The organism is Actinomadura sp. 21ATH, assembly GCF_041951345.1.
GTDB lineage: Bacteria > Actinomycetota > Actinomycetes > Streptosporangiales > Streptosporangiaceae > Spirillospora.
This window is the reverse complement of the sequence record NZ_JBGNUR010000021.1, coordinates 84295-108045: the sequence shown is the minus strand read 5'-3', so window position 1 is coordinate 108045 and position 23751 is coordinate 84295. Positions and strand designations below refer to the sequence as shown.

The 23751-nt window shown below is 72.2% G+C and carries 24 protein-coding genes and 1 riboswitch; of the genes, 13 read left to right on the top strand and 11 right to left on the bottom strand.

The annotated features are described in order from the left end of the window. Positions 1-12: 12 nt before the first annotated feature. The 4 genes from ACA361_RS37240 to ACA361_RS37225 all read left to right on the top strand — a co-directional run bounded on the left by ACA361_RS37240 (position 13) and on the right by ACA361_RS37225 (position 3811). A complete protein-coding gene (locus tag ACA361_RS37240; protein WP_375019819.1) occupies positions 13-666 on the top strand; it encodes a TetR/AcrR family transcriptional regulator in 654 nt (217 codons plus the stop codon). Between the two features lie 112 nt (positions 667-778). Further along, positions 779-1885 carry a ferritin-like domain-containing protein gene (locus tag ACA361_RS37235; protein WP_375019818.1) on the top strand — a complete coding sequence of 369 codons (1107 nt, stop codon included), beginning with the start codon at positions 779-781 and terminating at the stop codon, positions 1883-1885. Positions 1886-1948: 63 nt separating this feature from the next. Next, complete coding sequence (locus ACA361_RS37230; protein WP_375019817.1) at positions 1949-2812, top strand: SDR family NAD(P)-dependent oxidoreductase; 864 nt, start codon at positions 1949-1951, stop codon at positions 2810-2812. 33 nt (positions 2813-2845) lie between these two features. Beyond that, positions 2846-3811, top strand: a complete 966-nt coding sequence (locus ACA361_RS37225) for a diiron oxygenase (RefSeq protein WP_375019816.1) — start codon at positions 2846-2848, stop codon at positions 3809-3811. Here the strand turns inward: ACA361_RS37225 and ACA361_RS37220 are convergent. Then, positions 3794-4480 carry a 4'-phosphopantetheinyl transferase family protein gene (locus tag ACA361_RS37220; RefSeq protein WP_375019815.1) on the bottom strand — a complete coding sequence of 229 codons (687 nt, stop codon included), beginning with the start codon at positions 4478-4480 and terminating at the stop codon, positions 3794-3796. The two genes, ACA361_RS37225 and ACA361_RS37220, sit on opposite strands and share 18 nt — an antisense overlap. A 288-nt stretch (positions 4481-4768) precedes the next feature. Next, on the bottom strand, positions 4769-5500 hold the full coding sequence (locus ACA361_RS37215) for a hypothetical protein (protein ID WP_375019814.1): 732 nt from the start codon (positions 5498-5500) through the stop codon (positions 4769-4771). Positions 5501-5677: 177 nt separating this feature from the next. On the opposite strand from ACA361_RS37215, the gene ACA361_RS37210 reads away from it, so the two are divergent. Beyond that, positions 5678-7276 carry an ATP-dependent DNA ligase gene (locus ACA361_RS37210; protein ID WP_375019813.1) on the top strand — a complete coding sequence of 533 codons (1599 nt, stop codon included), beginning with the start codon at positions 5678-5680 and terminating at the stop codon, positions 7274-7276. Positions 7277-7350: 74 nt separating this feature from the next. Here the strand turns inward: ACA361_RS37210 and ACA361_RS37205 are convergent, their stop codons facing one another. After that, positions 7351-8244: a hypothetical protein gene (locus ACA361_RS37205; RefSeq protein ID WP_375019850.1), complete on the bottom strand. Its 894-nt coding sequence runs from the start codon at positions 8242-8244 to the stop codon at positions 7351-7353. A gap of 71 nt (positions 8245-8315) precedes the next feature. Between ACA361_RS37205 and ACA361_RS37200 the strand changes: the two genes are divergently transcribed. Beyond that, a complete protein-coding gene (locus ACA361_RS37200) occupies positions 8316-9416 on the top strand; it encodes a PLP-dependent cysteine synthase family protein (RefSeq protein ID WP_375019812.1) in 1101 nt (366 codons plus the stop codon). 28 nt (positions 9417-9444) lie between these two features. Here the strand turns inward: ACA361_RS37200 and ACA361_RS37195 are convergent, their stop codons facing one another. After that, positions 9445-10740 (bottom strand): RIP metalloprotease, encoded by a 1296-nt coding sequence (locus ACA361_RS37195; protein ID WP_375019811.1) that lies wholly within the window; start codon positions 10738-10740, stop codon positions 9445-9447. Positions 10741-10880: 140 nt separating this feature from the next. Continuing rightward, positions 10881-10977, top strand: a riboswitch (glycine riboswitch). Between the two features lie 177 nt (positions 10978-11154). On the opposite strand from ACA361_RS37195, the gene gcvT reads away from it, so the two are divergent. From gcvT to ACA361_RS37170, 5 genes are all read left to right on the top strand, one after another. After that, complete coding sequence (gene gcvT, locus ACA361_RS37190; RefSeq protein ID WP_375019810.1) at positions 11155-12279, top strand: glycine cleavage system aminomethyltransferase GcvT; 1125 nt, start codon at positions 11155-11157, stop codon at positions 12277-12279. A 19-nt stretch (positions 12280-12298) separates the two neighbouring features. Further along, positions 12299-12691 (top strand): glycine cleavage system protein GcvH, encoded by a 393-nt coding sequence (gcvH, locus tag ACA361_RS37185; RefSeq protein ID WP_375019809.1) that lies wholly within the window; start codon positions 12299-12301, stop codon positions 12689-12691. A gap of 2 nt (positions 12692-12693) precedes the next feature. Next, a complete protein-coding gene (glyA, locus tag ACA361_RS37180) occupies positions 12694-13950 on the top strand; it encodes a serine hydroxymethyltransferase (protein ID WP_375019808.1) in 1257 nt (418 codons plus the stop codon). A gap of 52 nt (positions 13951-14002) precedes the next feature. Beyond that, positions 14003-15376: an L-serine ammonia-lyase gene (locus tag ACA361_RS37175; protein ID WP_375019807.1), complete on the top strand. Its 1374-nt coding sequence runs from the start codon at positions 14003-14005 to the stop codon at positions 15374-15376. Between the two features lie 101 nt (positions 15377-15477). Then, complete coding sequence (locus tag ACA361_RS37170; protein ID WP_375019806.1) at positions 15478-15837, top strand: hypothetical protein; 360 nt, start codon at positions 15478-15480, stop codon at positions 15835-15837. A 6-nt stretch (positions 15838-15843) separates the two neighbouring features. Here the strand turns inward: ACA361_RS37170 and ACA361_RS37165 are convergent, their stop codons facing one another. Further along, on the bottom strand, positions 15844-16623 hold the full coding sequence (locus ACA361_RS37165) for an ArsR/SmtB family transcription factor (protein WP_375019805.1): 780 nt from the start codon (positions 16621-16623) through the stop codon (positions 15844-15846). Between the two features lie 102 nt (positions 16624-16725). Then, complete coding sequence (locus ACA361_RS37160; protein WP_375019804.1) at positions 16726-18111, bottom strand: cytochrome bc complex cytochrome b subunit; 1386 nt, start codon at positions 18109-18111, stop codon at positions 16726-16728. Positions 18112-18514: 403 nt separating this feature from the next. On the opposite strand from ACA361_RS37160, the gene ACA361_RS37155 reads away from it, so the two are divergent. Continuing rightward, on the top strand, positions 18515-18766 hold the full coding sequence (locus tag ACA361_RS37155) for a hypothetical protein (RefSeq protein ID WP_375019803.1): 252 nt from the start codon (positions 18515-18517) through the stop codon (positions 18764-18766). A 75-nt stretch (positions 18767-18841) separates the two neighbouring features. On the opposite strand, the gene ACA361_RS37150 is transcribed toward ACA361_RS37155, so the two are convergent. Beyond that, positions 18842-19756, bottom strand: a complete 915-nt coding sequence (locus ACA361_RS37150; RefSeq protein ID WP_375019802.1) for an ankyrin repeat domain-containing protein — start codon at positions 19754-19756, stop codon at positions 18842-18844. 99 nt (positions 19757-19855) lie between these two features. Here ACA361_RS37150 and ACA361_RS37145 point away from each other — a divergent pair, with 99 nt between their 5' ends. Further along, positions 19856-20434, top strand: a complete 579-nt coding sequence (locus ACA361_RS37145) for a GNAT family N-acetyltransferase (RefSeq protein ID WP_375019801.1) — start codon at positions 19856-19858, stop codon at positions 20432-20434. Here the strand turns inward: ACA361_RS37145 and ACA361_RS37140 are convergent. The 4 genes from ACA361_RS37140 to ACA361_RS37125 all read right to left on the bottom strand — a co-directional run bounded on the left by ACA361_RS37140 (position 20424) and on the right by ACA361_RS37125 (position 23742). Beyond that, entirely contained in the window at positions 20424-20870 is a 447-nt protein-coding gene (locus ACA361_RS37140; RefSeq protein ID WP_375019800.1) for a winged helix-turn-helix transcriptional regulator, read from the bottom strand. The two genes, ACA361_RS37145 and ACA361_RS37140, sit on opposite strands and share 11 nt — an antisense overlap. Before the next feature lie 10 nt (positions 20871-20880). Continuing rightward, positions 20881-22038, bottom strand: coding sequence for a thiolase family protein (locus ACA361_RS37135; protein WP_375019799.1), 1158 nt, complete (start codon positions 22036-22038; stop codon positions 20881-20883). Between the two features lie 285 nt (positions 22039-22323). Further along, positions 22324-23121 (bottom strand): maleylpyruvate isomerase family mycothiol-dependent enzyme, encoded by a 798-nt coding sequence (locus ACA361_RS37130; RefSeq protein WP_375019798.1) that lies wholly within the window; start codon positions 23119-23121, stop codon positions 22324-22326. Positions 23122-23160: 39 nt separating this feature from the next. Further along, positions 23161-23742 (bottom strand): alkaline shock response membrane anchor protein AmaP, encoded by a 582-nt coding sequence (locus ACA361_RS37125; RefSeq protein ID WP_375019797.1) that lies wholly within the window; start codon positions 23740-23742, stop codon positions 23161-23163. Between the last annotated feature and the right edge of the window lie 9 nt (positions 23743-23751).

The following is a 23751-nucleotide window of genomic DNA, read 5'->3' as shown; positions in this document are numbered from 1 at the left end:
GGATTTTCCGCTGTGAGCGCCGCCACTCCCCCGAGCCCCCGGCGCCGCCGGATGTCGCGCGCCGAGCGGGAGCGCCAGATGCTCGACGTGGCCGAGGAGGTGTTCGGCGAGCGCGGCTACCGCGGCACGTCCATGGACGAGATCGCCGAGCGGTGCGGCGTCTCCAAGCCGATGCTGTACGAGTACTTCGGCTCCAAGGACGGCCTGCTCATGGCCTGCGTCGCCCGCTCGCAGGCCGAGCTGCACGAGGTGACGCAGAAGGCCGTGGCGGGCGCGACCACCCCGCGGGACGTGCTGTGGCGCGGCATGGTCGCCTACTTCTCGTTCATCGACTCGCACAGCCGCTCGTTCGCGATGGTGCTGCAACTGCTGCGGAACCCGGTCGGCGGCCCGCCCGAGACACCCGAGGCGATCGAGGGCATCCGGCGCCAGCAGACCGCGCTGATCTCCGGCGTGCTGGCGACCTTCGCGGCGGGCGCGCCGGCCGAGGCGATCGAGGCGTACACCGAGATCATCCTGGGCGCCTCCGAGCGGCTGTCGGTGTGGCGGACCCGGCGCCCGGACGTGTCGGTCGAGCAGACCGCGCGCTACATCACCGACTTCTGCTGGCACGGCCTCAGCCCCTACTTCGACGGGACGGCGGGCACCGGGGCGGCGGGCGCCTGACCGCCCGCCGGGCGCCGGGCGGCCGTTGACACCGGCGAGCGCGACGTGCCACCGTACGTACATCGTACATTTGACGTATGCCGTACGTCGGTCGCTCGCCGAGGAGCCGCCCGTGTCGACGCATGACCTGTACACCGAGCCCGTATCCAAGGACCCCTACGCCATCCCGCTCGCCGGCGACACCCGGTTCACCTGGGAGTACGACGACGGCCGCGACCGCCTCCTCGCCCTGTACCAGAAGGGCAAGGACCGGCAGTGGGACTCCACCAAGCGGATCGACTGGGACCTGGAGGTCGACCCGCACGACGTGATGGGCGTCCCCGACCAGTCCCTCGCCATCTACGGCACCAAGTACTGGGACATGCTCAGCCCCAAGGAGCGCGGTGAGCTGCGCCAGCACCAGGCGTCCTGGCAGTTCTCCCAGTTCGTGCACGGCGAGCAGGGCGCCATGGTCACCGCCGCCCGGATCGTGGAGTCGGTGCCCGACCTGGACGCCAAGTTCTATTCCGCCACCCAGACCATGGACGAGGCGCGGCACGTCGAGCTGTTCTCCAGGTTCCTCCAGGAGAAGATCGGGATGGTCTACCCGATCAACACCAAGCTCCAGGAGCTCCTGGACGAGACCCTCGGCGACCCGCGCTGGGACATGCCGTACCTCGGCATGCAGGTCCTCATCGAGGGCCTGGCGCTGGCGGCGTTCGGCGTCATCCGCGACATCACCACCAAGCCGCTGCCCAAGCAGATCCTCGCGTACGTGATGCAGGACGAGGCCCGGCACGTCGCGTTCGGCCGGATGGCGCTGCGCGACTACTACCGGCAACTGTCGGCGCCCGAGCTGCGCGAGCGCGAGGAGTTCGTCATCGAGGGCTGCCACCTGATGCGCGACCGCATCCGCGGCCGGGAGATCTGGACCAACTTCGGGATCGACCCGGCCGAGGTCGACGAGATGGTGGAGAACTCCCCGTACATGCGGATGTTCCAGGGCCTGCTCTTCAGCCGCATCGTGCCGTGCGTGAAGGACATCGGGCTGTGGAGCGAGCGGATCCGGGACACGTTCGAGGAGATGGGCGTGCTGGACGCGTCCAAGTCCGACCTGGACGCGCTGATGACCCAGGACGAGGAGATCGCCGACCGGCTGGACGCCGAGCGGTTCGCGGCCGAGGAGGCCGAGCGGAAGGCGGAGGTCGACGCCGTCATCGCGGCCGAACAAGCCGGTTGACGTCCGGTGTCCGGGCACCGGACGATTTCCTGATCGTCCCCCCAGACCCCCGGAGGTAGGCACATGCCCCTCGCGCACTTCGACGGCGCGCTCGCCGTCGTCACCGGAGCAGGCAGCGGCCTCGGCCGCGCCACCGCGCTCGCCCTCGCCGAGCGCGGTGCCGCGGTCGTCGCGGCCGACATCGACCTGCCCGCCGCCGAGCGGACGGTGACGCTGGCCAAGGCGCTCGGCGCCGAGGGCACCGCCCGCCGGGTGGACGTGGCGGACGCCGCCGCGATGGAGGCGTTCGCCGCCGAGGTGCGCGAGTCCCGCCGCGTCCCCGACATCGTCGTCAACAACGCCGGGATCGCGATGGCCGGCGACTTCCTCGACCACGAGGTCGAGGACTGGGAGCGCATCATCGGCGTCAACCTGTGGGGCGTCGTGCACGGCTCGCGGCTGTTCGGCAGGCAGATGGCCGAACGGGTGCGCGGCCTGCCCGCCAAGCCCGACAAGCCCAACTTCGGCGGCCACATCGTCAACATCGCCTCGGCCGCCGGGTACACCCCGTCCCGGGTGATGCCCGCGTACTGCACCACCAAGGCGGCCGTGGTCATGCTGAGCGACTGCCTGCGCGGCGAGCTGGCCGGGCTGCGCATCGGCGTCACCGCGGTCTGCCCCGGGTTCTCCGGGACGAGCATCCTGCGGAACGCCACGTTCGTCGGGACGGACCGGGCCACCGCCGAGCGGCTGCGCGAGCGCGCCGACCGCGCGATCCAGGCCCGCCGCTACCCGCCGGAGAAGGTGGCCGAGCGCATCGTCGAGGCCATCGTCAAGAACAAGCCGTTCGTCCCCGTCAACACCGAGGCCCACGTCCTGCGCGCGCTGTCGAGGATCTCCCCCGCCTCGCTGCGCCTCCTCGCGCGGGCCCCGGCCGTCCTGCGGTAGACCGCGCCAGGGGGAGGAGAGGAGCCGGACACCATGACCGCCCCCACTTCCGCCCCCGCCGCGCCGCGCGCCCGGACCGCGCGGATCAGGTGCCGCGACGGCGACCACACGCTGGAGCTCACCGACCGCGAGGTGGTCGCCGAGCGGCTGCTGCGCGCGTCCCGCAGGCACTCGTTCGACCCGGACACCGACGTGGACTGGGACGCCCCGCAGGACCCGGACGTGTTCTACGCGCCCCCGCAGCTGGTGTCGATCTACGAGACACCGCTGTGGGACGCGCTGGACCACCGCCGGCGGGTCGAGCTGTCCAAGCGGGAGATGTGCAGCATCGCCTCGTTCGGCATCTGGTCGGAGCTGATGCTGATGCAGTCGCTCGTCATGCACGCCTACCGGCGCCGCTACGACAGCGACCACGTCGGGTACGCGCTGACCGAGATCGCCGACGAGTGCCGGCACTCCCGGATGTTCGCGCGGATGGTGCGGACCTGCGGGCTGCGCACCCACCGGCCGCGCGCCCTGGAGTTCCAGGTGGGCAAGCTCACCGGCGCGGTGTACGACCCGATGCCGATGTTCGCCGGGACGCTGGTCGTCGAGGAGTTCACCGACGCGTTCCAGCGGCTGACGTTCCCGGACGAGGGCGTCCAGCCGATGGTCCGCGACGTCACCAGGATCCACGTGATCGAGGAGGCGCGGCACATCAGGTACGCCCGGGAGGAGCTCAAGCGGCTGGTCGCGAAGGCGCATCCGGTGCGGCGGCGGGCGGCGGCGTACGGGCTCGCCCAGGCCACCCGGGTGATGGCGACGCAGGTGATCCACCCGTCCTGCTACGAGGCGGTCGGGATCGACCCGCGGCTCGCCCGCCGGGTGGCGGCCCGCAGCCCGCACCGCCGCGCCACGCTGGCGTGGGCGTTCCGCAAGTGCACCGCGTTCTTCGACGAGGTCGGCTTCCTGGACGGTCCCGCCCGCGGCGTCTGGCGGAGGTCAGGTCTGCTGGCCTGAGGCCGCGGCGAGCAGCTCGGCGGCGGACCGCTCCTCCACCGGGACGTCCGCCGGATGGTCGAGCAGCGCCAGGCAGGCGGCGTAGCCGTCGCGCGGCGCGAGCGTGCGCATGGCCATGCGGCCGGGCAGGTCGGGGCGCCCCTCCCAGGAGAGCAGCCGGGGCGCCTCGCCGGGGCCCGACACGCGCAGGTCGGCGAGCGGGACGCGGAGGCCGTCGCGGGTGGCCTTCAGGAGGGCCTCCTTGCGGGTCCAGTACGCCGGCAGCCCGCCGGGGCCCTCGCCGGGTGCCAGGAGAAGGCGCGCGACGTCCTCGCCGATCCGGCCGCCGGCCTCCTCGACGTCCACGCCGAGCGGCCCGTGCGGCGACACCGCCACCGCGACCAGGTCGCCCGAGTGCGACACCGACAGGTGCGGCCCGCCGGCGATGACGGGCGGGCCGTGCGGCTCGTCGCAGTCGGCGCAGGCGCGGGTGATCGGAACATGTTCTGGTGGGACGCCGAGCCGGGCGCCGGCGGCCAGCCGGCTGATCGCGGCGCCGAGCAGGAACCGGTCGCGGTCGGCCTCGCGGAGGTAGCGCTCCCGGCGCCCCCGCTCGACCGGGTCGAGCAATCCGGCCAGCCCGGGCCGGGCCGCGTCCCGCGCCGCCCACCAAACAGTAACCGGTTCCACTTCCGCTCCATTCTTTGAGTCGCGGACGGCCGCTTTAGCCGATGCCTTGCCCGCCATTTATCACCGCGTGCCATTGGATCGTCACGGCCACGATAAAGGCCGCGGGATGGTGGTCCATCCCGCGGCCCCAGTCGGCCGGGAGCCTCAGCTCTCAGCTCGGGTGTCACCTGACCCAGGACACTCCATCAGGCTGTGCGGCCACGTCGCCGACCTCCTCCTCCCCGGAAATGCCTCCGCAGCATGATAAAGCGAATAAGCCATGATCGGTCGTTTCCGGGCGGAAATGATTTACCGGAACGAGCGCAGCACTTCCCGGGCGACCCGGGTCGCATTGGCCAGGCAGGCCGCCTCGCGCGCGTCGGCGCCGCCCGCGCCCGCCTCCTCGCTGTAGTCGACCGTCACCACCGCGTTGCGGATCCGCACGGCCACCTGCCCCACGCCCGTCGGCTGGCCCTTGTCGACCTTGAACCAGCGGTACGCCTCGTCCCCCATCCCGGACTGGCGGGACAGGCTCACGGTCCGCTCCACCGTCGCCTCGTGGGCCTGCGTCCACTGCGCCCCGAAGAAGCGCCTGGCGTCCTCGACGGGCGTCGCCGTGAAGGCGGGCGCGTACAGGTGCACCTCCACCCGCAGCCACCGGAACGCGGCCGCGCCGGACGAGTAGGTGCACGTCGTCAGCGTCTCGTTGGAGCTCTCCCGCCGGTGCGCCTTCGGGATCAGGCTCTCGACCGTCCCCGCCGCGATCGTCCCGCACGGCGGCGGGAGCTTCCCGATCGGTGCGGGCGAGGCGCCGCCGGAGTGCCTGGGCGCCTCCTCGCCGCCCTTGGACGGCATCGACGCCGGCACGACGCGGTCGCCGCCGCCCCCGCCGGGCGCCAGCCAGAAGACCGCCCCGGCCGCCAGCGCGAACGCCAGCAGCGCGACGGCCATCGCCAGCAGCCGCGGCCCCCGGGCCGCCGACGGCGGATCCGGAGGCGAGTACACCCTCTGGAAGGGTTCCGGCGGACGCGGCAGGCCCACGCGTGACTCCTCGGTTGACTCCGTCGGTCGCCCCATGACACTCGCACGGTAATCGTCCCCGTCCCGGCTGACCACCGTTCGGGAAGGCAGGAGTTTGTGGCGTCCGCGGTCCCGGCACCGGCGGACGGGCCCGCTCGCTGCGATAACACTGTCGTACCCGGGGAAGACAATGTGACTGTGCTGCTAGTGGAGATCGCCCGTACGTCCGCGGCCGTGGCCGCGACGGCGGCGCGGAAGGCCAAGATCGAACTGCTCGCCGGCTGCCTGCGGGCGGCCGGTCCCGGCGAGGCGCCGTTCGTGGTCGCCTACCTGTCGGGCGAGCTGCCGCAGCGGCAGATCGGCGTCGGGTACGCCTCGCTGCGCGACGTCCCGCCGCCCGCCGACGAGGCGACGCTGACCGTGCCCGAGGTGGACGCCGCGTTCACCGGGATCGGCGCCGTGGCGGGCAAGGGGTCGGTGGCCCGCCGCCGCGAGCTGCTGGCCGCGCTGATGGGCCGCGCCACGCACGAGGAGCAGGACTTCCTCATCCGGCTGCTGTCGGGCGAGCTGCGCCAGGGCGCGCTGGAGGGCGTGATGGCCGAGGGCATCGCGGCGGCCGCGAAGGTGCCCGCCGCCGAGGTGCGCCGGGCGCTGATGCTGCGCGGCGCGCTCGGCCCGGTCGCCACCGCGGCGCTGGCGGACGGCGTCGACGGCCTGCGGGCGTTCACGCTGGAGGTCGGCCGGCCGATCAAGCCGATGCTCGCCGCCGCCGCGCCGTCGATGGAGGAGGCGTACGAGAAGGCGGCCGGCGAGAAGGCGGGCGGCGGCGAGGGCGGCGAGGCGGCCGTGGAGTGGAAGCTCGACGGCATCCGCGCCCAGATCCACATCGCCCGCCCGCCGGGCGGCGAGCCGCGGATCGCCGTCTTCACCCGGACCCTCGACGACATCACCGGCCGGCTGCCCGAGGTCGTGGAGGTGCTGCGCGGGCTGCCCGTGCGGGACGCGGTGTTCGACGGCGAGCTGATCGCGCTGCGGCCCGGCGGGCGGCCGCACCCGTTCCAGGTGACGGCGGCCCGCACCGCCACCCGCGGCCGCCGCGACGGCGGTGGGGGTGGTGGAGGCGGGGACGGCGCGGAGCGGGTGCCGCTGTCGGTGTTCCTGTTCGACGTGCTGCACCTGGACGGCGAGGACCTGCTCGACCGGCCCGGGAGCGAGCGGCACGCGGCGCTGGCCCGGGCCGTCCCCGAGGAGCTGCGGATGCCGCGCCTGGTGACCGCCGACCCGGCCGAGGCCAAGGCGTTCTTCGACGACGCGGTGGCGCGCGGGCACGAGGGCGTGCTGGTCAAGTCGCCCGGCACCCCGTACACGGCGGGCCGCCGCGGAGCGGGCTGGATCAAGGTCAAGCCGCGGCACACCCTCGACCTGGTCGTGCTCGCCGTCGAATGGGGCAGCGGCCGCCGCCAGGGGTGGCTGTCCAACCTGCACCTGGGCGCCCGGGACCCGGAGACCGGCGGGTTCGTGATGCTCGGCAAGACGTTCAAGGGGCTCACCGACGAGCTGCTGGCCTGGCAGACCGAGAAGCTGCGCGCCCTGGCCGTGCGGGAGGACTCCTGGACCGTCCACGTCCGGCCCGAGCTGGTCGTCGAGATCGCGTTCGACGGCGTCCAGCGCAGCACCCGCTATCCGGGCGGCATCGCGCTGCGGTTCGCCCGCGTGCTGCGCTACCGGCCCGACAAGTCCGCGAAGGAGGCCGACACGATCGAGACCGTGCGCGCCGTGGCGCCCGTCTTCGACTGACCCGAATGGCTCTTGCCGGGGCGCCGAGGGGTCGTCCCCTTGGAACGACCCGGACCGCTGTGACGCGCCGGTGGTCAGTTGTGGCGGCTGGGGCGCTCCGGCGACGGCGGCTCGCCGCGGCGGTCGTGGTGGGCGCTGTCGAACGGGCGGCGGCGCTGCTGCCGGCGGCGCTCCATCGTCCGGGTGCGGTGCCGCAGCTCGGGCGGGATCAGGTCGTGCCGGCCCGCGATGAACTCCTGCACCCAGATCTTGGCGCGGATCAGCGGCCGCCGGAACCGGGCCTCGCGGTAGACGGCCGCCCGGTACTCGCGCGAGTCCGGCGCGTACCGCCAGCGCGCCCACGGCGAGCCCGGGCGCGCCACCCGGATCACGCCGATCACCAGCAGGAACGGCAGGAACAGCCCGATGAGACCGGTCCAGATCTTGCCCTTGAGCAGGGTGAGCACCGCCAGCACCAGGTTGATGATCAGCGAGCACACGTACACGGCGGCCAGCAGCGGCGGGCTGACGTCGACGTCCACGTCGGGCCGCAGCCCCTCGAAGCCGGCCGGGCGCACGCCGAGCAGCAGCAGACCGGTCACCGCGATCGCCACGAACACGGCGTCCACGCTGGCCCGGCCCTTCTCCGTCCAGTAGACGTCGCTGAGGTGCAGGATCAGCGCGAACTCGTCCAGCACCAGGGCCGAGCCCACGCCGAAGACCACCGCCGCGGCGACGTCCCAGCCCGCGTACTCGTCCGGCACGGCGATGGCGGCGACCCCGCCCACGAGCATCAGCACCACGCCGAACACGACATGGTGGATGTGCAGGTCGCCCGCCTGGACGTTCCTGAACCAGAACCGCACGTTCGCCCGGATCAGCCGGACGTTCACCCGCGTCACGACGAACGTGACGATGAACGCCAGGAAGAAGCCGAGCAGCGGCGCACGCCCCCCGTCCGCGACGCGCAGCGTGAAGAACTCCGCCATGATCACCCCGCCCTCCATGATGCCTTGTGGCGTGCGCGGATATCGTGCTCCCTACGGAAAGGACGGTGCCGATGAGCCAGGCCGTGGACCGGTACGACCCGGATCGGCGGGCGTGGATCGCCGAGGCGATCCGGCTGGTGGAGGCCGACGCCAACCGCAGCGCCGACACGCACCTGCACGTGTTCCCGCTGCCTCCGGAGTGGGGCATCGACCTGTACCTGAAGGACGAGTCCGTCCACCCCACCGGGTCGCTGAAGCACCGGCTGGCGCGGTCGCTGTTCCTGTACGGGCTCGCCAACGGCTGGATCCGCGAGGACACCACGATCATCGAGGCGTCCAGCGGGTCCACGGCCGTCAGTGAAGCGTACTTCGCGCGGCTGGTCGGCCTGCCGTTCGTGGCCGTGATGCCCGAGCGCACCAGCCCGGAGAAGATCGAGCTGATCGAGTTCTACGGCGGCCGCTGCCACCTGGTGGCCGACCCGACCGCGATCTACGCCGAGTCGCGGCGGCTGGCCCGCGAGTGCAACGGCCACTTCATGGACCAGTTCACCTATGCCGAGCGCGCGACGGACTGGCGCGGGAACAACAACATCGCCGAGTCGATCTTCGAGCAGCTGCGGCTGGAGCGCTTCCCCGAGCCGTCCTGGATCGTCGTCGGCGCCGGTACGGGCGGCACGTCCGCCACGATCGGCCGGTACGCGCGGTACCGGCGCTTCCAGACCCGGGTGGCCGTGGTCGACCCGGAGGGCTCGGCGTTCTACGACGCGTACCAGGACGGCGACACCGCCCGCACGGCCGCCGGCTCCCGGATCGAGGGCATCGGCCGGCCCCGCGTCGAGCCGTCGTTCCTGCCCACCGTGATCGACCGCATGATCCGGGTGCCGGACGCGGCGTCGATCGCGGCGATGCGCTGGACCCGCGCGGTGACCGGCCGGAACGTCGGCGGCTCGACCGGCACCAACCTGTGGGGCGCGGCCGGGCTGATCGCGGAGATGCGGGCGCGCGGCGAGCGCGGCAGCGTGGTCACGCTGATCTGCGACGGGGCCGAGCGGTACGCGCACACGTACTGCTCGGACGCCTGGCTCGCCGAGCAGGGCATCGAGATCGGGCCGTACGTGAAGGCGCTGGAGCATTTCCTGGAGACGGGCGAGGCGCCCGCGGTGCCGTCCTGAGCGCCCGCGGCGCCGCCCCGGACGCGCGCTAACCCGCGCCGAACCGGATCGGGTTGACCAGGTCGGCGTAGATCAGCAGCCCGCCCATGACGATCAGCACCACCGCCATCACGTACGTGACGGGCAGCGCCTTGGCGACGTCCACGTACCCGGGGTCGGGGCGGCCGCGCAGCCGGGCGAAGAACTTCTTGATCGCCTCCAGCAGGGCGCCGGCCATGTGGCCGCCGTCCAGCGGCAGCAGCGGGATCAGGTTGAACAGCCCGACCGCCAGGTTCAGCGAGCCGAGCAGCAGGATGAACATCTCGACCTTGTCGAGCACCGGCTGCGGGGACGCCGCGATCTCGCCGCCGAGCCGGCTGACGCCGACCACGCCGATCGGCCCGTTCGGGTCGCGCTTCTCGCCGCCGAACGCGGCCTCCCAGACGCCGACCATCTTCTGCGGCAGCCTGATCAGCGCCCCGGCGGTGTGCGCGGTCAGCTCGGCCATGTGGTCGGCGACCGCGACCGGGCCCTTGCGCTCGCGCTCCTGGAGGGGGGTGATGCCGAGGAACCCGACGGTGACGACCTTTTGGTTGTCCTCCAGGTCGTACATCTTGTTGCTGGCGATGGGCACCTGGAGCGGGATCCGCTGACCGCCCCGGTCGACCTCCATCGCGACCGTCCGGCCGCCGGAGTCGCGGATCATGGCCTGGAGCTCGGCGTACTCGTCGACCTTCTCGCCGCCGAACGAGAGGATGCGGTCGCCGGGCTTGAGGCCCACCGCGGCGGCCGGGGTCGGCGTGTAGCCCTGCGGGCAGTCGGTGAGCTTGGAGTTCGCCGGGATGGCGCACTTCTCGACCGTGGAGATCACCGGCTGCGGGGTCAGGGTGCCGATGCCCATCAGCAGGATCGCGAAGAAGATCACCGCGAGCAGCAGGTTCATCGCGGGGCCGGCGAACATGATCGTGAGCTTCTGCCACCACTTCTTGGCGTAGAAGACGCGGTCCTCGTCGCCCGGCCGGACCTCCTCCAGCGCCGCGCCGCGGGCCGACTCGATCAGCCCCTGCCACGGGCCCGTGCTGATCTGCCGCACCTGGCCGGACGCGTCGCCCTTGCGCGGCGGCAGCATGCCGATCATCCGGATGTAGCCGCCGAGCGGGATCCACTTGACGCCGTACTCGGTCTCGCCCTTGTGCCGCGACCACAGCGTCGGCCCGAAGCCGACCATGAACTGCGTGGTCCGGACCCGGAACAGCTTCGCGAACGAGAAGTGCCCCAGCTCGTGCAGGGCGATGGACGCCATCAGGCCGAAGAACAGGATCAGTACTCCCGCCAGCCAGCCCATGAGCGCCCCGTTCCTCGGTGATCTCTCGGTGATCTCGAATGACGCGTTCAGGTTACGTGATACGCGGTGCGGACGACCGCGTACTCATGCACGCACATGGCCCCGGACCGGACTCCGCTGCTAGCCTGGCGGGCAGCCGCTGATCCCGTGCGGGAGAGTGCCCTGGCAGCCGGTCAGGGACGCCGAAGGAGCAACTCCTCCCCGGAACCTCTCAGGCCCACGGACCGCACGGACCAGGCGACCTCTGGAAAGCGGGGACGCGCCCACCACGGAGCCGTCCCCCGCCGAAGGTGAAAGCCCTCCCCTGGGACGGGTGAAGCTCTCAGGCGCCGATGACAGAGGGGGAGGCCCAGACCACGCCCGGTGCGGGTGGGACGATTGGACCCACGCGCCCGCGACGAAGGAGCCGACCCCGTGCCCGCCGAGAACACCGAGAACGCCGCCGCCACACCGCCGGCCCCGCAGGCCAGGACGACGCCGCTGTACGACGTGCACCGGGAGCTCGGCGCCAACCTGGTCGACTTCGCCGGCTACCTGATGCCGCTGCGCTACGCGAGCGAGACCGCCGAGCACCGCGCGGTCCGCACCGGCGCGGGGCTGTTCGACCTCTCCCACATGGGCGAGATCTTCCTGGACGGGCCGGGCGCCGGCGCCGCGCTGGACTACGCCCTGGTCGGCAACCTGTCGCCGATGGCCGTCGGCAAGGCCCGCTACACGATGATCTGCGCGCCGGACGGCGGGGTGCTGGACGACCTGATCGTGTACCGGCTGGCCGACGAGACGTTCATGGTGGTCGCCAACGCCGCGAACGCCGCGGTCGTCCTGGAGGCGCTGGCCGAGCGGGCGGCCGGGTTCGACGCCCGGGTCACCGACCGGTCGGCCGACTACGCCCTGATCGCCCTCCAGGGGCCCGAGGCGCAGGGCATTCTGGCCCGCTTCACCGCCGCGCCGCTGCCCGACCTGAAGTACTACGCGATCACCGCCGACGAGGTCGGGGGCGTGGACGCGCTCATCGCCCGTACCGGCTACACCGGCGAGGACGGCTTCGAGCTGTTCGTGGACGCCGCCGACGCCGTCCGGCTCTGGCGGGAACTGGCCGCCGTCGAGGGCGTCGTCCCGGCCGGGCTGTCGGCGCGCGACACGCTCCGCCTCGAAGCGGGCATGCCCCTGTACGGCAACGAGCTGACGGCCGAGACCACCCCGTACGAGGCGGGACTCGGCCGGGTCGTCAAGCTGGACAAGCCCGGCGATTTCGTGGGCAAGGCCACGCTGGCCGCGCAGGCGCAGACCCCGCCAGGCCGTAGGCTCGTGGGGCTGGTCGCGCGCGGCCGCCGCGCGCCCCGCAAGGGGTACGAGGTGGTCACGTCCGACGGCACGCCGTGCGGGGTGGTGACGAGCGGCGCCCCGTCGCCCACACTGGGCAAGCCGATCGCCATGGCGTACGTCGACTGCACGGTGTCCGGCGAGCTGGCCGTGGACGTCCGCGGCAGGCAGGAGCCGGTCGACGTGGTCGATCTGCCCTTCTACAAGCGTTCCTGAGATCTGGAGAGAAAGCATCGTGAGCGTTCCGGAGCAGCTCCGCTACAGCGAGGAGCACGAATGGGTGTCCGGCCTCGGTGAGGACGGGGACGGCATCGTGACCGTCGGCATCACCGCGCACGCCGCCGACGCCCTCGGCGAGATCGTCTTCCTCGAACTGCAGCCGGGCGAGGGCGACACGGTCGAGGCCGGCGAGCCGTGCGGCGAGGTGGAGTCCACCAAGTCCGTCAGCGAGCTCTACTCCCCCGTGAGCGGCGAGATCACCGCGATCAACACCGCCGTGGTGGACGAGCCCAAGGTCATCAACGACGACCCGTACGGCGAGGGCTGGATCTTCAAGGTCCGGATCTCCGAGGAGCCCGGCGACCTGCTGGACTCGGCGGCGTACGCCAAGCTGACCGAGGAGAGCTGACCGTGGGCCTGTACGACTCGCTGGCCGCCGCCGACCCCGAGGTCGCGCGGGCGGTGGCCGCCGAGCTGGACCGGCAGCAGTCCACGCTCGAGATGATCGCCTCCGAGAACTTCGCCCCGGTGTCGGTGCTGGAGGCGCAGGGCTCGGTCCTGACCAACAAGTACGCCGAGGGCTACCCCGGCCGCCGCTACTACGGCGGCTGCGAGTTCGTCGACGTGACCGAGCAGCTGGCCATCGACCGCGCCAAGGAGCTGTTCGGCGCGGAGCACGCGAACGTCCAGCCGCACTCGGGCGCGCAGGCCAACACGGCCGTCTACTTCGCGCTGCTCCAGCCGGGCGACACGATCCTCGGCCTGGACCTGGCGCACGGCGGGCACCTCACGCACGGCATGCGGCTCAACTACTCCGGCAAGATGCTGAACGTGGTCGCGTACCACGTCCACCCGGAGACCGGCCTGGTCGACATGGACGAGGTCGCCGCGCTGGCCGCCGAGCACCGGCCGAAGATGATCGTCGCGGGCTGGTCGGCGTACCCGCGGCAGCTGGACTTCGCCGCGTTCCGCGAGATCGCCGACTCGGTGGGCGCGCTGCTCATGGTGGACATGGCGCACTTCGCCGGGCTGGTCGCGGCGGGGCTGCACCCCTCGCCCGTCCCGCACGCCGACATCGTCACCACCACCACGCACAAGACGCTGGGCGGGCCGCGCGGCGGGCTGATCCTGGCCCGCGAGGAGTACGGCAAGAAGATCAACTCGGCGGTGTTCCCGGGCATGCAGGGCGGCCCGCTGGAGCACGTGATCGCCGCCAAGGCGGTGGCGCTGAAGATCGCTGGCTCGGACGAGTTCCGGGAGCGGCAGGCCCGTACCGTCGAGGGCGCGAAGATCCTCGCCGAGCGGCTCTCCGCCGAGGACTCCGCCAAGGCCGGCGTCAAGGTCCTCACCGGCGGCACCGACGTGCACCTCGTCCTGGTCGACCTGGTCGACTCCGAGCTGACCGGCCGGGACGCCGAGGACCGGCTGCACGAGATCGGCATCACCGTCAACCGGAACGCGGTCCCCAACGACCCGCGCCCGCCGATGGTCACCTCCGGCCTGCGGATCGGCACGCCCGCCCTGGCCACCCGCGGCTTCACCGCCGCGGACTTCGCCGAGGTGTCCGACGTCATCGCCCTGGCGCTGCAGCCGTCGTTCGACCGGGACGCCCTGGCCGCCCGCGTCAAGGCCCTCTCCGGGAAGCACCCTCTCTACCCGGGTCTGTAGGAAGTTCCTCGCCCCCTTCGCGACGGCGCGGAGGGGGCACCGAGGAGGATTCATGGCGATCAGCGTTTTCGACCTCTTCAAAATCGGCATCGGCCCCTCCTCATCGCACACCGGCGGGCCGATGGCGGCCGCCCACCGCTTCGCGCGCGGCCTGCACCGCGACGGCCTGCTGGAGAAGGCCGCGTCCGTCCGGGCGGTTCTGTACGGCTCGCTCGGCCTGACCGGCAAGGGCCACGGCAGCGACAAGGCCGTCATCCTCGGCCTGGAGGGCGACAAGCCCGAACGCGTCGACGTCGACACGGTCGACGCCCGGCTGGCCGAGATCCGCTCCCGGGGGGCCCTGCGGCTCTTCGGCTCCCACGACATCCCGTTCGTGGTGGGCGAGCACCTGGTCTTCGAGCGCAAGGAGTCGCTGCCCGGCCACCCCAACGGAATGCGCTTCACCGCGTACACCGCCGACGGCGACGAGCTCCGTTCCAAGGTCTACTACTCGGTCGGCGGCGGCTTCATCCTGGACGAGAACGCCGCCGGCGCCGACCGGATCAAGCCGGACGACACCGTCCTGCCGTACCCGTTCGACACCGCCGCCGAGCTGCTCGACCACTGCCGCGAGACCGGCCTGTCGATCTCCGCGCTGATGCTGGAGAACGAGAAGGCGTTCGGCCGCACCGCCGAGGAGATCCGCGGCGGCCTGGTCGACCTGTGGCAGGTCATGCGCGGCTGCGTCGACCGCGGCTGCACCCGCGAGGGCCTGCTCCCCGGCGGGCTCAAGGTCCGCCGCCGGGCGCCGCAGCTGCACCGGCGCCTCCTCACCGAGGACGGCTCCGACCCGCTGCACGCCATGGACTGGGTGACCCTGTTCGCCCTCGCCGTGAACGAGGAGAACGCCGCCGGCGGCCGCATCGTCACCGCGCCCACCAACGGCGCGGCGGGCATCGTCCCGGCCGTACTGCACTACTACGCGAAGTTCGTCCCGAACGCGTCCGACGACGGGGCGGTCCGCTTCCTCCTCACCGCCGGGGCGATCGGCGCCCTGTTCAAGCAGAACGCCTCCATCTCCGGCGCGGAGGTCGGCTGCCAGGGCGAGGTCGGCTCGGCCTGCTCCATGGCCGCCGCCGGCCTCACCGAGGTCCTCGGCGGCACCCCCGAGCAGGTGGAGAACGCCGCCGAGATCGGTATCGAGCACAACCTGGGCCTGACCTGCGATCCCGTCGGCGGCCTCGTCCAGGTCCCGTGCATCGAGCGGAACGCGGTCGGCGCAGTGAAGGCCATCACCGCCACCCGCATCGCGCTGCGCGGCGACGGCCGCCACTTCGTCTCCCTGGACCGGGCCGTCAAGACGATGAAGGACACCGGCCGGGACATGCTCGACAAGTACAAGGAGACGAGCCGCGGCGGCCTCGCCGTCAACGTCATCGAGTGCTGACCGCCCGGCGCCGTCGGGGGCGGACCGACGCGAGGCTCCGGTCGAGGTCGCCCTGGGCGGCGAAGGCGTGTGCCGCGAGTGACGCGCTACGCTCCTGAGCCATGTGCACGTACGCCGAGGTCACCTACAAGGTCCACTACGTGTGCGTCCCGTGCCGCCAGAGCCGCAAGCTCCCCTGGGACGGCGCCGAGCACCCGTGCACCACGTGCCGCGCCCCGATGATCTTCGCGGGGCACGACTTCGCCGCGCCCCGCAGGCGCGACGACCGCCGCTGGGCCGCCGTGGCCGCCGTCCTCCAGGCCGGCCTGCGCTACGAGGGCTTCGAACCGTGCGGCTGCGGACGCCGTCCCCGATACCGCCCCCGCACGAGCCCGGAAGTCCGCGCCCGCCGCCGCGTGGCGGCCCGCAGCGGCCTGACGGACCGGGAAGCCCTTTCCCTACGCGACCCAGCCGACGCCTAGCGCGGGTCAGAGGGTGTCGCCGGTCTCCAGCAGGGTCTTGAGACCGGAGAGGAGCTCCGGCCAGCCTTCGCCGACCATGCCGCGCATCACGCTGCCGGGCTGGAAGCCGTCGTGGACGACGGTGAGCTTGACCATGTCGCCGCGCGGTTCGATGTCGAAGGTGACGCGGGTGCGCTTTTCGTCGCGGAGTCTCGCGAGGACGTCCGCGCCCACTCCGGCCGCCTCGGCCCATTCGGCGGTGGGAGTGTGCCAGGTGTACGAGAGGCGGCGGGGCGGGTCGGATTCCAGGACGACCTGCTCCGGGTCGATGGTCTTCCGGTCGTTCTCCTGCCAGATCATGGTGGATCCGGGGGCCCAGTCGGTATCGAAGGTCACGCCCCAGTAGCGGACGGTGAAGGCGGGATCGGTGAGGGCCTGCCAGAGCCGCTCGGGCGTGGTCTTCATGTACGTCGTGTAGACGAAGGCGTCGTCGCTCATGGGGTCGGTCTCCAGTGCGGTCTTGAGGTCGGCGAGTGCTCGCGCGCGTTCGCGGTCGTACCGGCGGATCCACCGTTCGGCGATGGCGTTGATGGGCGCCGCGTCGAGGTAGTGGACCTTCTCCCGCCCGCGCCGGACGGGCGTGACCAGTCCGGTCTCCTCCAGCACGGCCAGGTGCTTGCTGACCGACTGCCTGGTCATGTCCAGGCCGGCGCACAGCTCCCGCAGGGTCTGCCCGTTGCGCGCGTTGAGGCTGTCGAGCAGGCGCCGGCGGGTGGGATCGGCCAGTGCCTTGAACACCGCGTCCATCGCGCCTCCACAATAGGCAGCCTTTTGGTTGCCTGTTCACGATAGGCAGCCGGAGGGTTGCATGTCAACGAACGGCCCCGCATCGCACCCTCCGCTCCCAGCTCAGGCCGCGGGGTGGGCCGGCCCCGAAATCTGGCGCGGCGCGTCCTCATCGCGTACGGGAGCGTGGATCTCGCTGAACGCGCCCTCCGCGCTCATCACGATCCGGCCCGTCTCGTAGCCGTGCTCGGCCTCCTCCCGTTCGCGGGCGGCGAGCCCAAGGCACAGCCAGCGGGTGATCATGAACGCCAGGACCGGCCCGGCCAGCACCGCGACCCGGAAGAACACCGACACGGCGAACAGCGACAGATGGAACGTGTCGGCGATCTGGTCGTTGGCCGCGGCGGCCCACAGCAGCCCGTAGAAGGCGATCCCCGCCGCGCCCACCCCCGTCCGGAACGCGTGGTCGCGGGGCCGGTCCAGCACATGGTGCAGGCAGCGGCCACCGGTGATCCGCTCCTCGACCCACGGGTACGCGGCCAGGGCGGTGAAGAACGCCCCGGGAACGATCAGGGCGGGCACCAGCACCGCGAAGGTGATCGGATGGCCGGCGACGGTGATCTCCCAGCCGGGCATGATCCGAATCGCGCCGTCCAGGAACCCCATGTACCAGCCCGGCACCGCCCCGGCGGTGATCGCCCCAGGCTCGTACGGGCCGAACAGCCAGATCGGGTTGACCTGGACGAGCGTGCCCAGCAGGGCCAGCACCCCGCACGTGTACAGCAGGAGCGCCGCCGAACGCAGGCGCCCGTCCCGGCCGGCGGGCGCGGCGTTCCGGAAGCGGCTGTGCCCGACCCGCTTGATCAGCATCCGGCGCAGCGGGAACAGCGCGGCGATGACCACGGGTATCACCAGAATGTGCGCCCAGTACATGCGCGGAATGATGTCGTCGCCGGGAACGTCGTCGCCGAACAGCAGGCCCGTCAGGTCCGTCCCGATGAAAGGGATGGACTGGGTGATCCCCTGGATCAGGCTGATGCTGCCGCCCGACAGCATGTCATCGGGCAGGACGGTGCCGGTCACGCCCGCGACCATCGCCAGCGGCAGCATCCCGACCCAGATCAGCCAGTTCAGGCGGCGCGGCCGGCGGAACGCGCCCGTGAAGAACATCCGCAGGAGCTGGCAGCAGATCGCGGCGATGAAGATCAGCGCGGCCCAGTGGTGGATCTGCCGCATCAGCAGCCCGCCGCGGACCTCAAGGCTGAGATGCAGGGTGGAGTCGTACGCCCTGCTGACGTCGATACCGCGCAGCGGGGCATAGGACCCGTCATAGGTGGTCCGCGACATATCCGGGTCATAGAAGAACGTCAGGAACGCCCCGGTCACCACCAGCACGATGAACGAATGCAGTGCGATCTGCGCGAACAGGAAGCTCCAATGATCCCCGCCACCGCGCCGCCACCACCCCGTCGCGGCGGCCGACGCACCGGTCGGCTTCTTCGTCAACATCAGGCTCGCCCCCTGAATAGGCCGTCTACCAAATAGACGGCCCCGGACCTCCCCATGTGACAGCCCACCCAGGTGACCCGCACCACCACCCCGAATGACCACAGGGCGACGACCGCCTCCGGATCCTTTACCTTCAGTTGAGTCAATCGCGCACAGTGATCTACCGACTACGGCTAGCTTCCTCTCGTGCCCACGATCGATCACGAGATGCCGCTGGCACGCCAGCTCCCCGAACTCGCCGTCCTCGGCGCTCTCCTCGTGACCGGCGGCTCCGAGACACGTCCCGTATTGAAGGCGTTCTGCGCCGGCCCTGACCACACTGCCCCGAGACATCGGCGGAAAGTACTATGACCACGTAGAGTCACGGCTTCCCCCAGCGGCCCGCTCCATCCTGAGGGAGATCATGAAAATCGAGAAGTACGAGCTCAAGAGCGAGTTCGCCCTCCACTACGCGGCGATCGGCAGAGCCGAAGGCGAGGCCGAAGGAGAAGCCCGGGGCAAGGCCCGGGCGATCGTCAAGATCCTGTCCGCGCGCGGGCTGGAGCCCTCCGAAGCCGACCGGACTCGAATCCAGGCGTGCACGGACAAGGACCAGCTGGACCGCTGGCTCGACCGTGCCGTCACGGCCGAAACCGTCGACGAGATCTTCGACTGACCCGTACGCGGTCACGGCTCCCGCCGAACGATCGCGGCCGTTCGGCGGGAGCCGTGACCGGACTGGGCCGGCGGGTCAGGTCCAGTGGTCGCGGGTGGGGAGTTGGAGCCACTGGTCGGGTGGGCCGGTCAGGGAGCGGGAGTCGGTCGGGCGGAGGCTCGTGTAGGCGTAGCAGTAGGCGGGTGCCTCGTGCTTGTAGAGGTAGGTGAGGAGGACCTCCTCGGGCGTGGCGTCGGGGCGGGGGACGCCTCCTCCGGGGTGCAGGTCCCAGCCTTCGATGGTGCCGTCCCGGACGATCTGGCCCTGGTTGCCGCTCTTGGGGTTGGCGTACATGGCGTAGCAGACCGTTCCTGAGGAGAGGGCCTTCGTCACGCCGGGCGTCTGGGCCGCGTAGCCCCACGGCTGGACGATCACGCAGCCGCCCGGGACGTCGGTCGCGCCGACGAGCAGGTCGTCCAGGTCGTCGAACTCGTCGTCCTCTTCCGGGCCTTCGGCCGGGGACGCTTCCAGCCGGCGGGCGGCTTCGGCGGCGGTGATCCCGGCGACGCAGGCCAGGCTGAAGCCGCCGTCGCGGCCGGGGGCGAGCGCCTCGATCAGGCGGGGGGCCTCGGCGACGGCGGCGGACTCGGCGGCGGAGAGTTCGGCGCGCGGCGGGAAGAGGTCCGGATGGGGGCCTGCCAGGGACAGGCGGGCGGGCGACCAGCCGGCGATCAGCGGGCGCCACGGGTCGGCGCCGGCCTCCATGAGGGCGCGCGCGTTGTCGGGGCGGCCTTCGGAGACGGCGGTCCAGAGGGCGGTACGGCCCTCGTTCACGGCGTCGACGTCGGTGACGCGGCCAGCGAGTTCCGCGACCACTTCGGGGGTGCCGTACTCGGCGGCGAAGTCCAGCGGGGGGCGCCATCCGTGGACGAGGGCGTCCGGGTCGGCGCCCGCGTCGAGGTGGGCGCGGATTCCCGCGAGGTCGTTCCAGGCCGGCCATTCACTGCTCATGGAACGGTGATTGTGACCCGGGGGGACGACATTCGCAGGTGCGCGGGAGCCGCCGGGGGTGGTAGGGGTTGGGGTGGTCTCGATGGGAGGTTCGCGTTGGTGCAGGTTGTCGTGCGGGAGGCCGAGGAGGCGGATCTCGCGAAGGCGGCGCGGACGCTGCGGGAGGCGTTCGCCCAGTATCCGTTCACGCGGCACGTCCTCGCGGAGGACGATCACCTGGGACGGCTGGAGCGGTTCCAGAAGCTGTTCCTCGCCCACGTGGGGATGCCGTACGGGAAGGTGTGGGTCGAGGACGGCGTCCGGGCCGTGGCCGTGTGGACGACGCCGGAGACGCCGCTGGACGTCTTCGGGGAGCTGGCGCCGCGGTTCGCCGAGCTGGTCGGGGACCGGCTGGAGGCGTACGAGGCGGCGGAGGCGGTGATGGCGGCGCAGCGGCCGCGGGAGCCGATGTGGTTCCTCGGGACGGTCGGGGTCGACCCGGCGGCCCAGGGGGCGGGGCTCGGGGGCGCGATCGTGCGGCCCGGGATCGAGGCCGCCGAGCGGGACGGGGTGCCGGCGTTCCTGGAGACGTCGACGGACCGGAACGTCCGGTTCTACCAGCGGCTGGGGTTCGAGGTCGTGAGCGAGTACGACCTGCCGGACGGCGGCCCGCGGACCTGGTCGATGATCAAGCGTTGAGGACGCCGCGCCCCACGGGGGTGTGGGCGCCGGAGACGGCGGGGCCGCCGCAGTGGGCGCAGACCATGGCGGGGTCGAGGAGCTCGCCGCAGGAGTGGTGCCAGCGGACGGGCGGGTCGTCGGCGTTCAGGTGGCGGTCGCCCCATGTGGCGAGGGCGAGCAGGACCTCGCCCAGCTCCCGCCCCGCGGCGGTCAGGTGGTACTCGAAGCGGGGCGGGTGGTCGCTGTAGCGCTCGCGGCGGATGATGCCCGCGGACTCCAGCTTGCGGAGCCGGGTGGTGAGGATGTCGCGGGACGCGCCGGTGTTGCGGGCGATGCCGTCGAAGCGCCGGACCCCGTGGAACAGCTCGCGGATCGCGAGGATCGTCCAGCGTTCGCCGATGATGTCGAGCGTGTCGGCGATCGAGCAGGGGCGCGGGTCGGCGTCCTTCGGCATGCGCTCCATCTTAGGAACGTTCGATGACGGTGGCGTTCGCCAGGCCGCCGGCCTCGCACATGGTCTGGAGGCCGAAGCGGGCGTTCCGGTCCTCCAGGGCGTGTAGGAGGGTGGTCATGAGGCGGGCGCCGCTGGCGCCGAGCGGGTGGCCGATCGCGATGGCGCCGCCGCGGACGTTGACGCGGGACAGGTCGGCGCCGGTCTCGCGGGCCCAGGCCAGGACGACGGGCGCGAACGCCTCGTTCACCTCGAACAGGTCGATGTCGGAGAGGCGCAGGTCGGCTTTGGCGAGGACCTTGGCGGTGGCGGGGATGATCGCGGTGAGCATGAGGAGCGGGTCGTCGCCGGCGACGGCGAACGCGCGGAAGCGGGCGCGGGGCCGCAGGTTCAGGCGTTCGGCGACGTCCGCGCCCATGATCAGTACGGCGGCGGCGCCGTCGTTGACGGGTGAGGCGTTCCCGGCGGTGATGTTCCAGCCGATCTCCGGGAAGCGGGCGGCCATGGCGGGGTCGTGGTAGGCGGGCTTGAGGCCGGCGAGGATCTCGGGCGAGGTGTTCGGGCGTACGGTCTCGTCCGTGCCCGGCCAGGCGAGCTCGCGGTCGAACTCGCCGGCGGCGTGCGCGGCGGCCGCGCGGCGGTGGGACTCGTACGCGAAGGCGTCCATCTCCTCGCGGGTGAGCTTCCAGCGCGCGGCGATCAGTTCGGCGCTGATGCCCTGGCCGACGAGGCCCTCGGGGTAGCGGGACGCGAGGGGCGCGAAGGGGTCGGAGCCGGGCAGGACGGACGATCCCATCGGCACCCGGGACATCGACTCCACGCCGCACGCGATGGCGATGTCGTACGCGCCGCTCCGCACGCCCTGGGCGGCGATGTGGACGGCCTGCTGGGACGAGCCGCACTGCCGGTCGACGGTCATGGCGGGGACGGTCTCGGGGAATCCGGCGGCGAGGACGGCGGTGCGGGTGAGGTTGAGGGCCTGGTCGCCGGCCTGGGTGACCACGCCGCCGATGACGTCGTCGACGGTGGCGGGGTCGATGCCGGCGCGCTCGACGAGGATCCGGAGGGTGCGGGCGAGCAGGCCGGCGGGGTGCTCGTCGTGGAGGGCGCCGTTCGGGCGGCCCTTGGCGATGGGGGTACGGACGGCGTCGATGATCACTGCGTCGCGCATGCCTGCTCCCTAGTAAGTTGGAAAACACAACCTACTACGGGAAAGCGTCCGGGGACCGTGACGCGCGTCACGGTCCCCGGGACGACGGGCCGCTCAGTGGAAGGGGCCCGCGGAATGGTCCGTGATATCCCCCCGTACGTCGAAGGGCTCCGTGCTGGAGCCGGCCTGCGCTGGAACGTCCTTCAAGCTGAACCCTCCATCCCCTCGACGCCGATTTCTTCGCACGATAGCCCAGCGAGCTGGGCATTCACGGATGTCAGCCGCCAAAACCCGTCAAAACCGGCGTCAAGGGGTCAGGGTCATGTTCGCCAGCACGCGGCCGCCCAGCGCGGTGTCGCCGTCGACGTCCACCGTGACGTCCGCGGCGGTACGGCGGCCCGCGGTCAGCACCATGAACGTCTCCCAGTCCATCCGCAGCGTGACGTCCGGCGCGCCCGACTCGACCGGGCGGGCTCGGCCGTCGTCGCCGACCTGGATCCGGGCGGTGAACGCGCCGGTGACCTCGAACAGGACGGTCTGCTTCGGGGCCGCCCCCGCCCGCTTGCCCACGATCATCGGCAGGCCCGGCGTCATGATCCGGCGCGCGCACGCCGCGGCAGGGGCGTCCAGGTTGCCGGGACGGCCGACGGCGCGGCGCACGTCCTGCTCGTGGATGTAGCAGTCGAACGCGCGGAAGACCATGAACTCCCTGTACGGCACCGTCGCGCCCGTCGGCGCGGTCGTCGGCCGTTCGGGGTCGGTCCCGGCGAGCGCCTCCAGGCGGCGGTCCAGGACCGCGCGCAGCTCCGCCAGCACCTCGGGCCCGGACCGGCCGCGCCGGGCGTCGACGCCGGGCTCGATCAGCCGGCCGAGATCGTTCCGTACGTGCGCGGGCTCCTCGGCCAGCACGTGACCGGCGGCGGGGTCCTCGCCCAGCAGCATCAGCTCGGTGCCGACCATGTGGGACACGACGTCCTGGACCGACCAGCCGGGGCAGTCGGTGGGCCGCCGCCAGTCCTCGGCCGCGAACGTCTCCGCGAGCGCGATCGTGGACCGCAGCGTCTGCTCGAACGCCGCGACGTTCGCCTGCATCTCCGTCTCCATGCGTCGCACGGTGGCACGCCGGGACGCGACGAGACAAGATCAGGCGACGCGGCGCTTCGCCTTCTTGCCCGCGGCCGGGCGCAGCCGGACGGCGGCGGGCATCGTGTCGCGTTCGAGGGCGGCCCTGAGGCGGGTGACGCCCTCGCGGTCGATGCGGTCGCGCAGCTCGGCGAGGTCGGTGCCGCGCCGGTACGCGACGTGGAGCCGCAGCCGCGGCCGCGCGGAGCTGCCGAGCAGGCGGGCCCGGACGCCCTGGACGCCCGGATAGTCGCCGATCTCGTCCTCCAGCGCCGCCGTGACGGCCTTGCCCGACAGCCGGGTCGAGCCGCCCGCGCCGCCGGGGTTCAGCGCCAGCCCGGGCAGCCGTTCCGACCGGGCCTGGGCCAGCAGCCACGCCAGGCCGAGCAGGGCCAGCACCACTCCGGTGGCGGCGACGGCGGGCCAGAACCAGCCCTGGTCCCCCGCGAACGACCGCATCCGCTCGGTGATCAGCGGGTCGGCCGCCGCGCGGGTGCCGAACGCGCCCAGCCCGCGGGCCAGCCCGGCGGCGCCCGCGGCCAGCAGGACCAGGCCGAGCAGGGTGAGGCCCACGTGGTTGAGCCGTGACGCGTGGCGGTCCATGGCGGCACC

Excerpts from the sequence above, each read along its gene's own strand:
- ACA361_RS37230 (WP_375019817.1), top strand. The coding sequence starts at position 1,949 with ATGCCCCTCGCGCACTTCGACGGCGCGCTCGCCGTCGTCACCGGAGCA.
- ACA361_RS37225 (WP_375019816.1), top strand. The coding sequence starts at position 2,846 with ATGACCGCCCCCACTTCCGCCCCCGCCGCGCCGCGCGCCCGGACCGCG.
- ACA361_RS37205 (WP_375019850.1), bottom strand. The coding sequence starts at position 8,244 with ATGGCGGAGTTCTTCACGCTGCGCGTCGCGGACGGGGGGCGTGCGCCG.
- ACA361_RS37200 (WP_375019812.1), top strand. The coding sequence starts at position 8,316 with ATGAGCCAGGCCGTGGACCGGTACGACCCGGATCGGCGGGCGTGGATC.
- ACA361_RS37195 (WP_375019811.1), bottom strand. The coding sequence starts at position 10,740 with ATGGGCTGGCTGGCGGGAGTACTGATCCTGTTCTTCGGCCTGATGGCG.
- ACA361_RS37175 (WP_375019807.1), top strand. The coding sequence starts at position 14,003 with ATGGCGATCAGCGTTTTCGACCTCTTCAAAATCGGCATCGGCCCCTCC.
- ACA361_RS37170 (WP_375019806.1), top strand. The coding sequence starts at position 15,478 with ATGTGCACGTACGCCGAGGTCACCTACAAGGTCCACTACGTGTGCGTC.
- ACA361_RS37165 (WP_375019805.1), bottom strand. The coding sequence starts at position 16,623 with ATGGACGCGGTGTTCAAGGCACTGGCCGATCCCACCCGCCGGCGCCTG.
- ACA361_RS37160 (WP_375019804.1), bottom strand. The coding sequence starts at position 18,111 with ATGTTGACGAAGAAGCCGACCGGTGCGTCGGCCGCCGCGACGGGGTGG.
- ACA361_RS37155 (WP_375019803.1), top strand. The coding sequence starts at position 18,515 with ATGAAAATCGAGAAGTACGAGCTCAAGAGCGAGTTCGCCCTCCACTAC.
- ACA361_RS37150 (WP_375019802.1), bottom strand. The coding sequence starts at position 19,756 with ATGAGCAGTGAATGGCCGGCCTGGAACGACCTCGCGGGAATCCGCGCC.
- ACA361_RS37140 (WP_375019800.1), bottom strand. The coding sequence starts at position 20,870 with ATGCCGAAGGACGCCGACCCGCGCCCCTGCTCGATCGCCGACACGCTC.
- ACA361_RS37135 (WP_375019799.1), bottom strand. The coding sequence starts at position 22,038 with ATGCGCGACGCAGTGATCATCGACGCCGTCCGTACCCCCATCGCCAAG.
- ACA361_RS37130 (WP_375019798.1), bottom strand. The coding sequence starts at position 23,121 with ATGGAGACGGAGATGCAGGCGAACGTCGCGGCGTTCGAGCAGACGCTG.
- ACA361_RS37125 (WP_375019797.1), bottom strand. The coding sequence starts at position 23,742 with ATGGACCGCCACGCGTCACGGCTCAACCACGTGGGCCTCACCCTGCTC.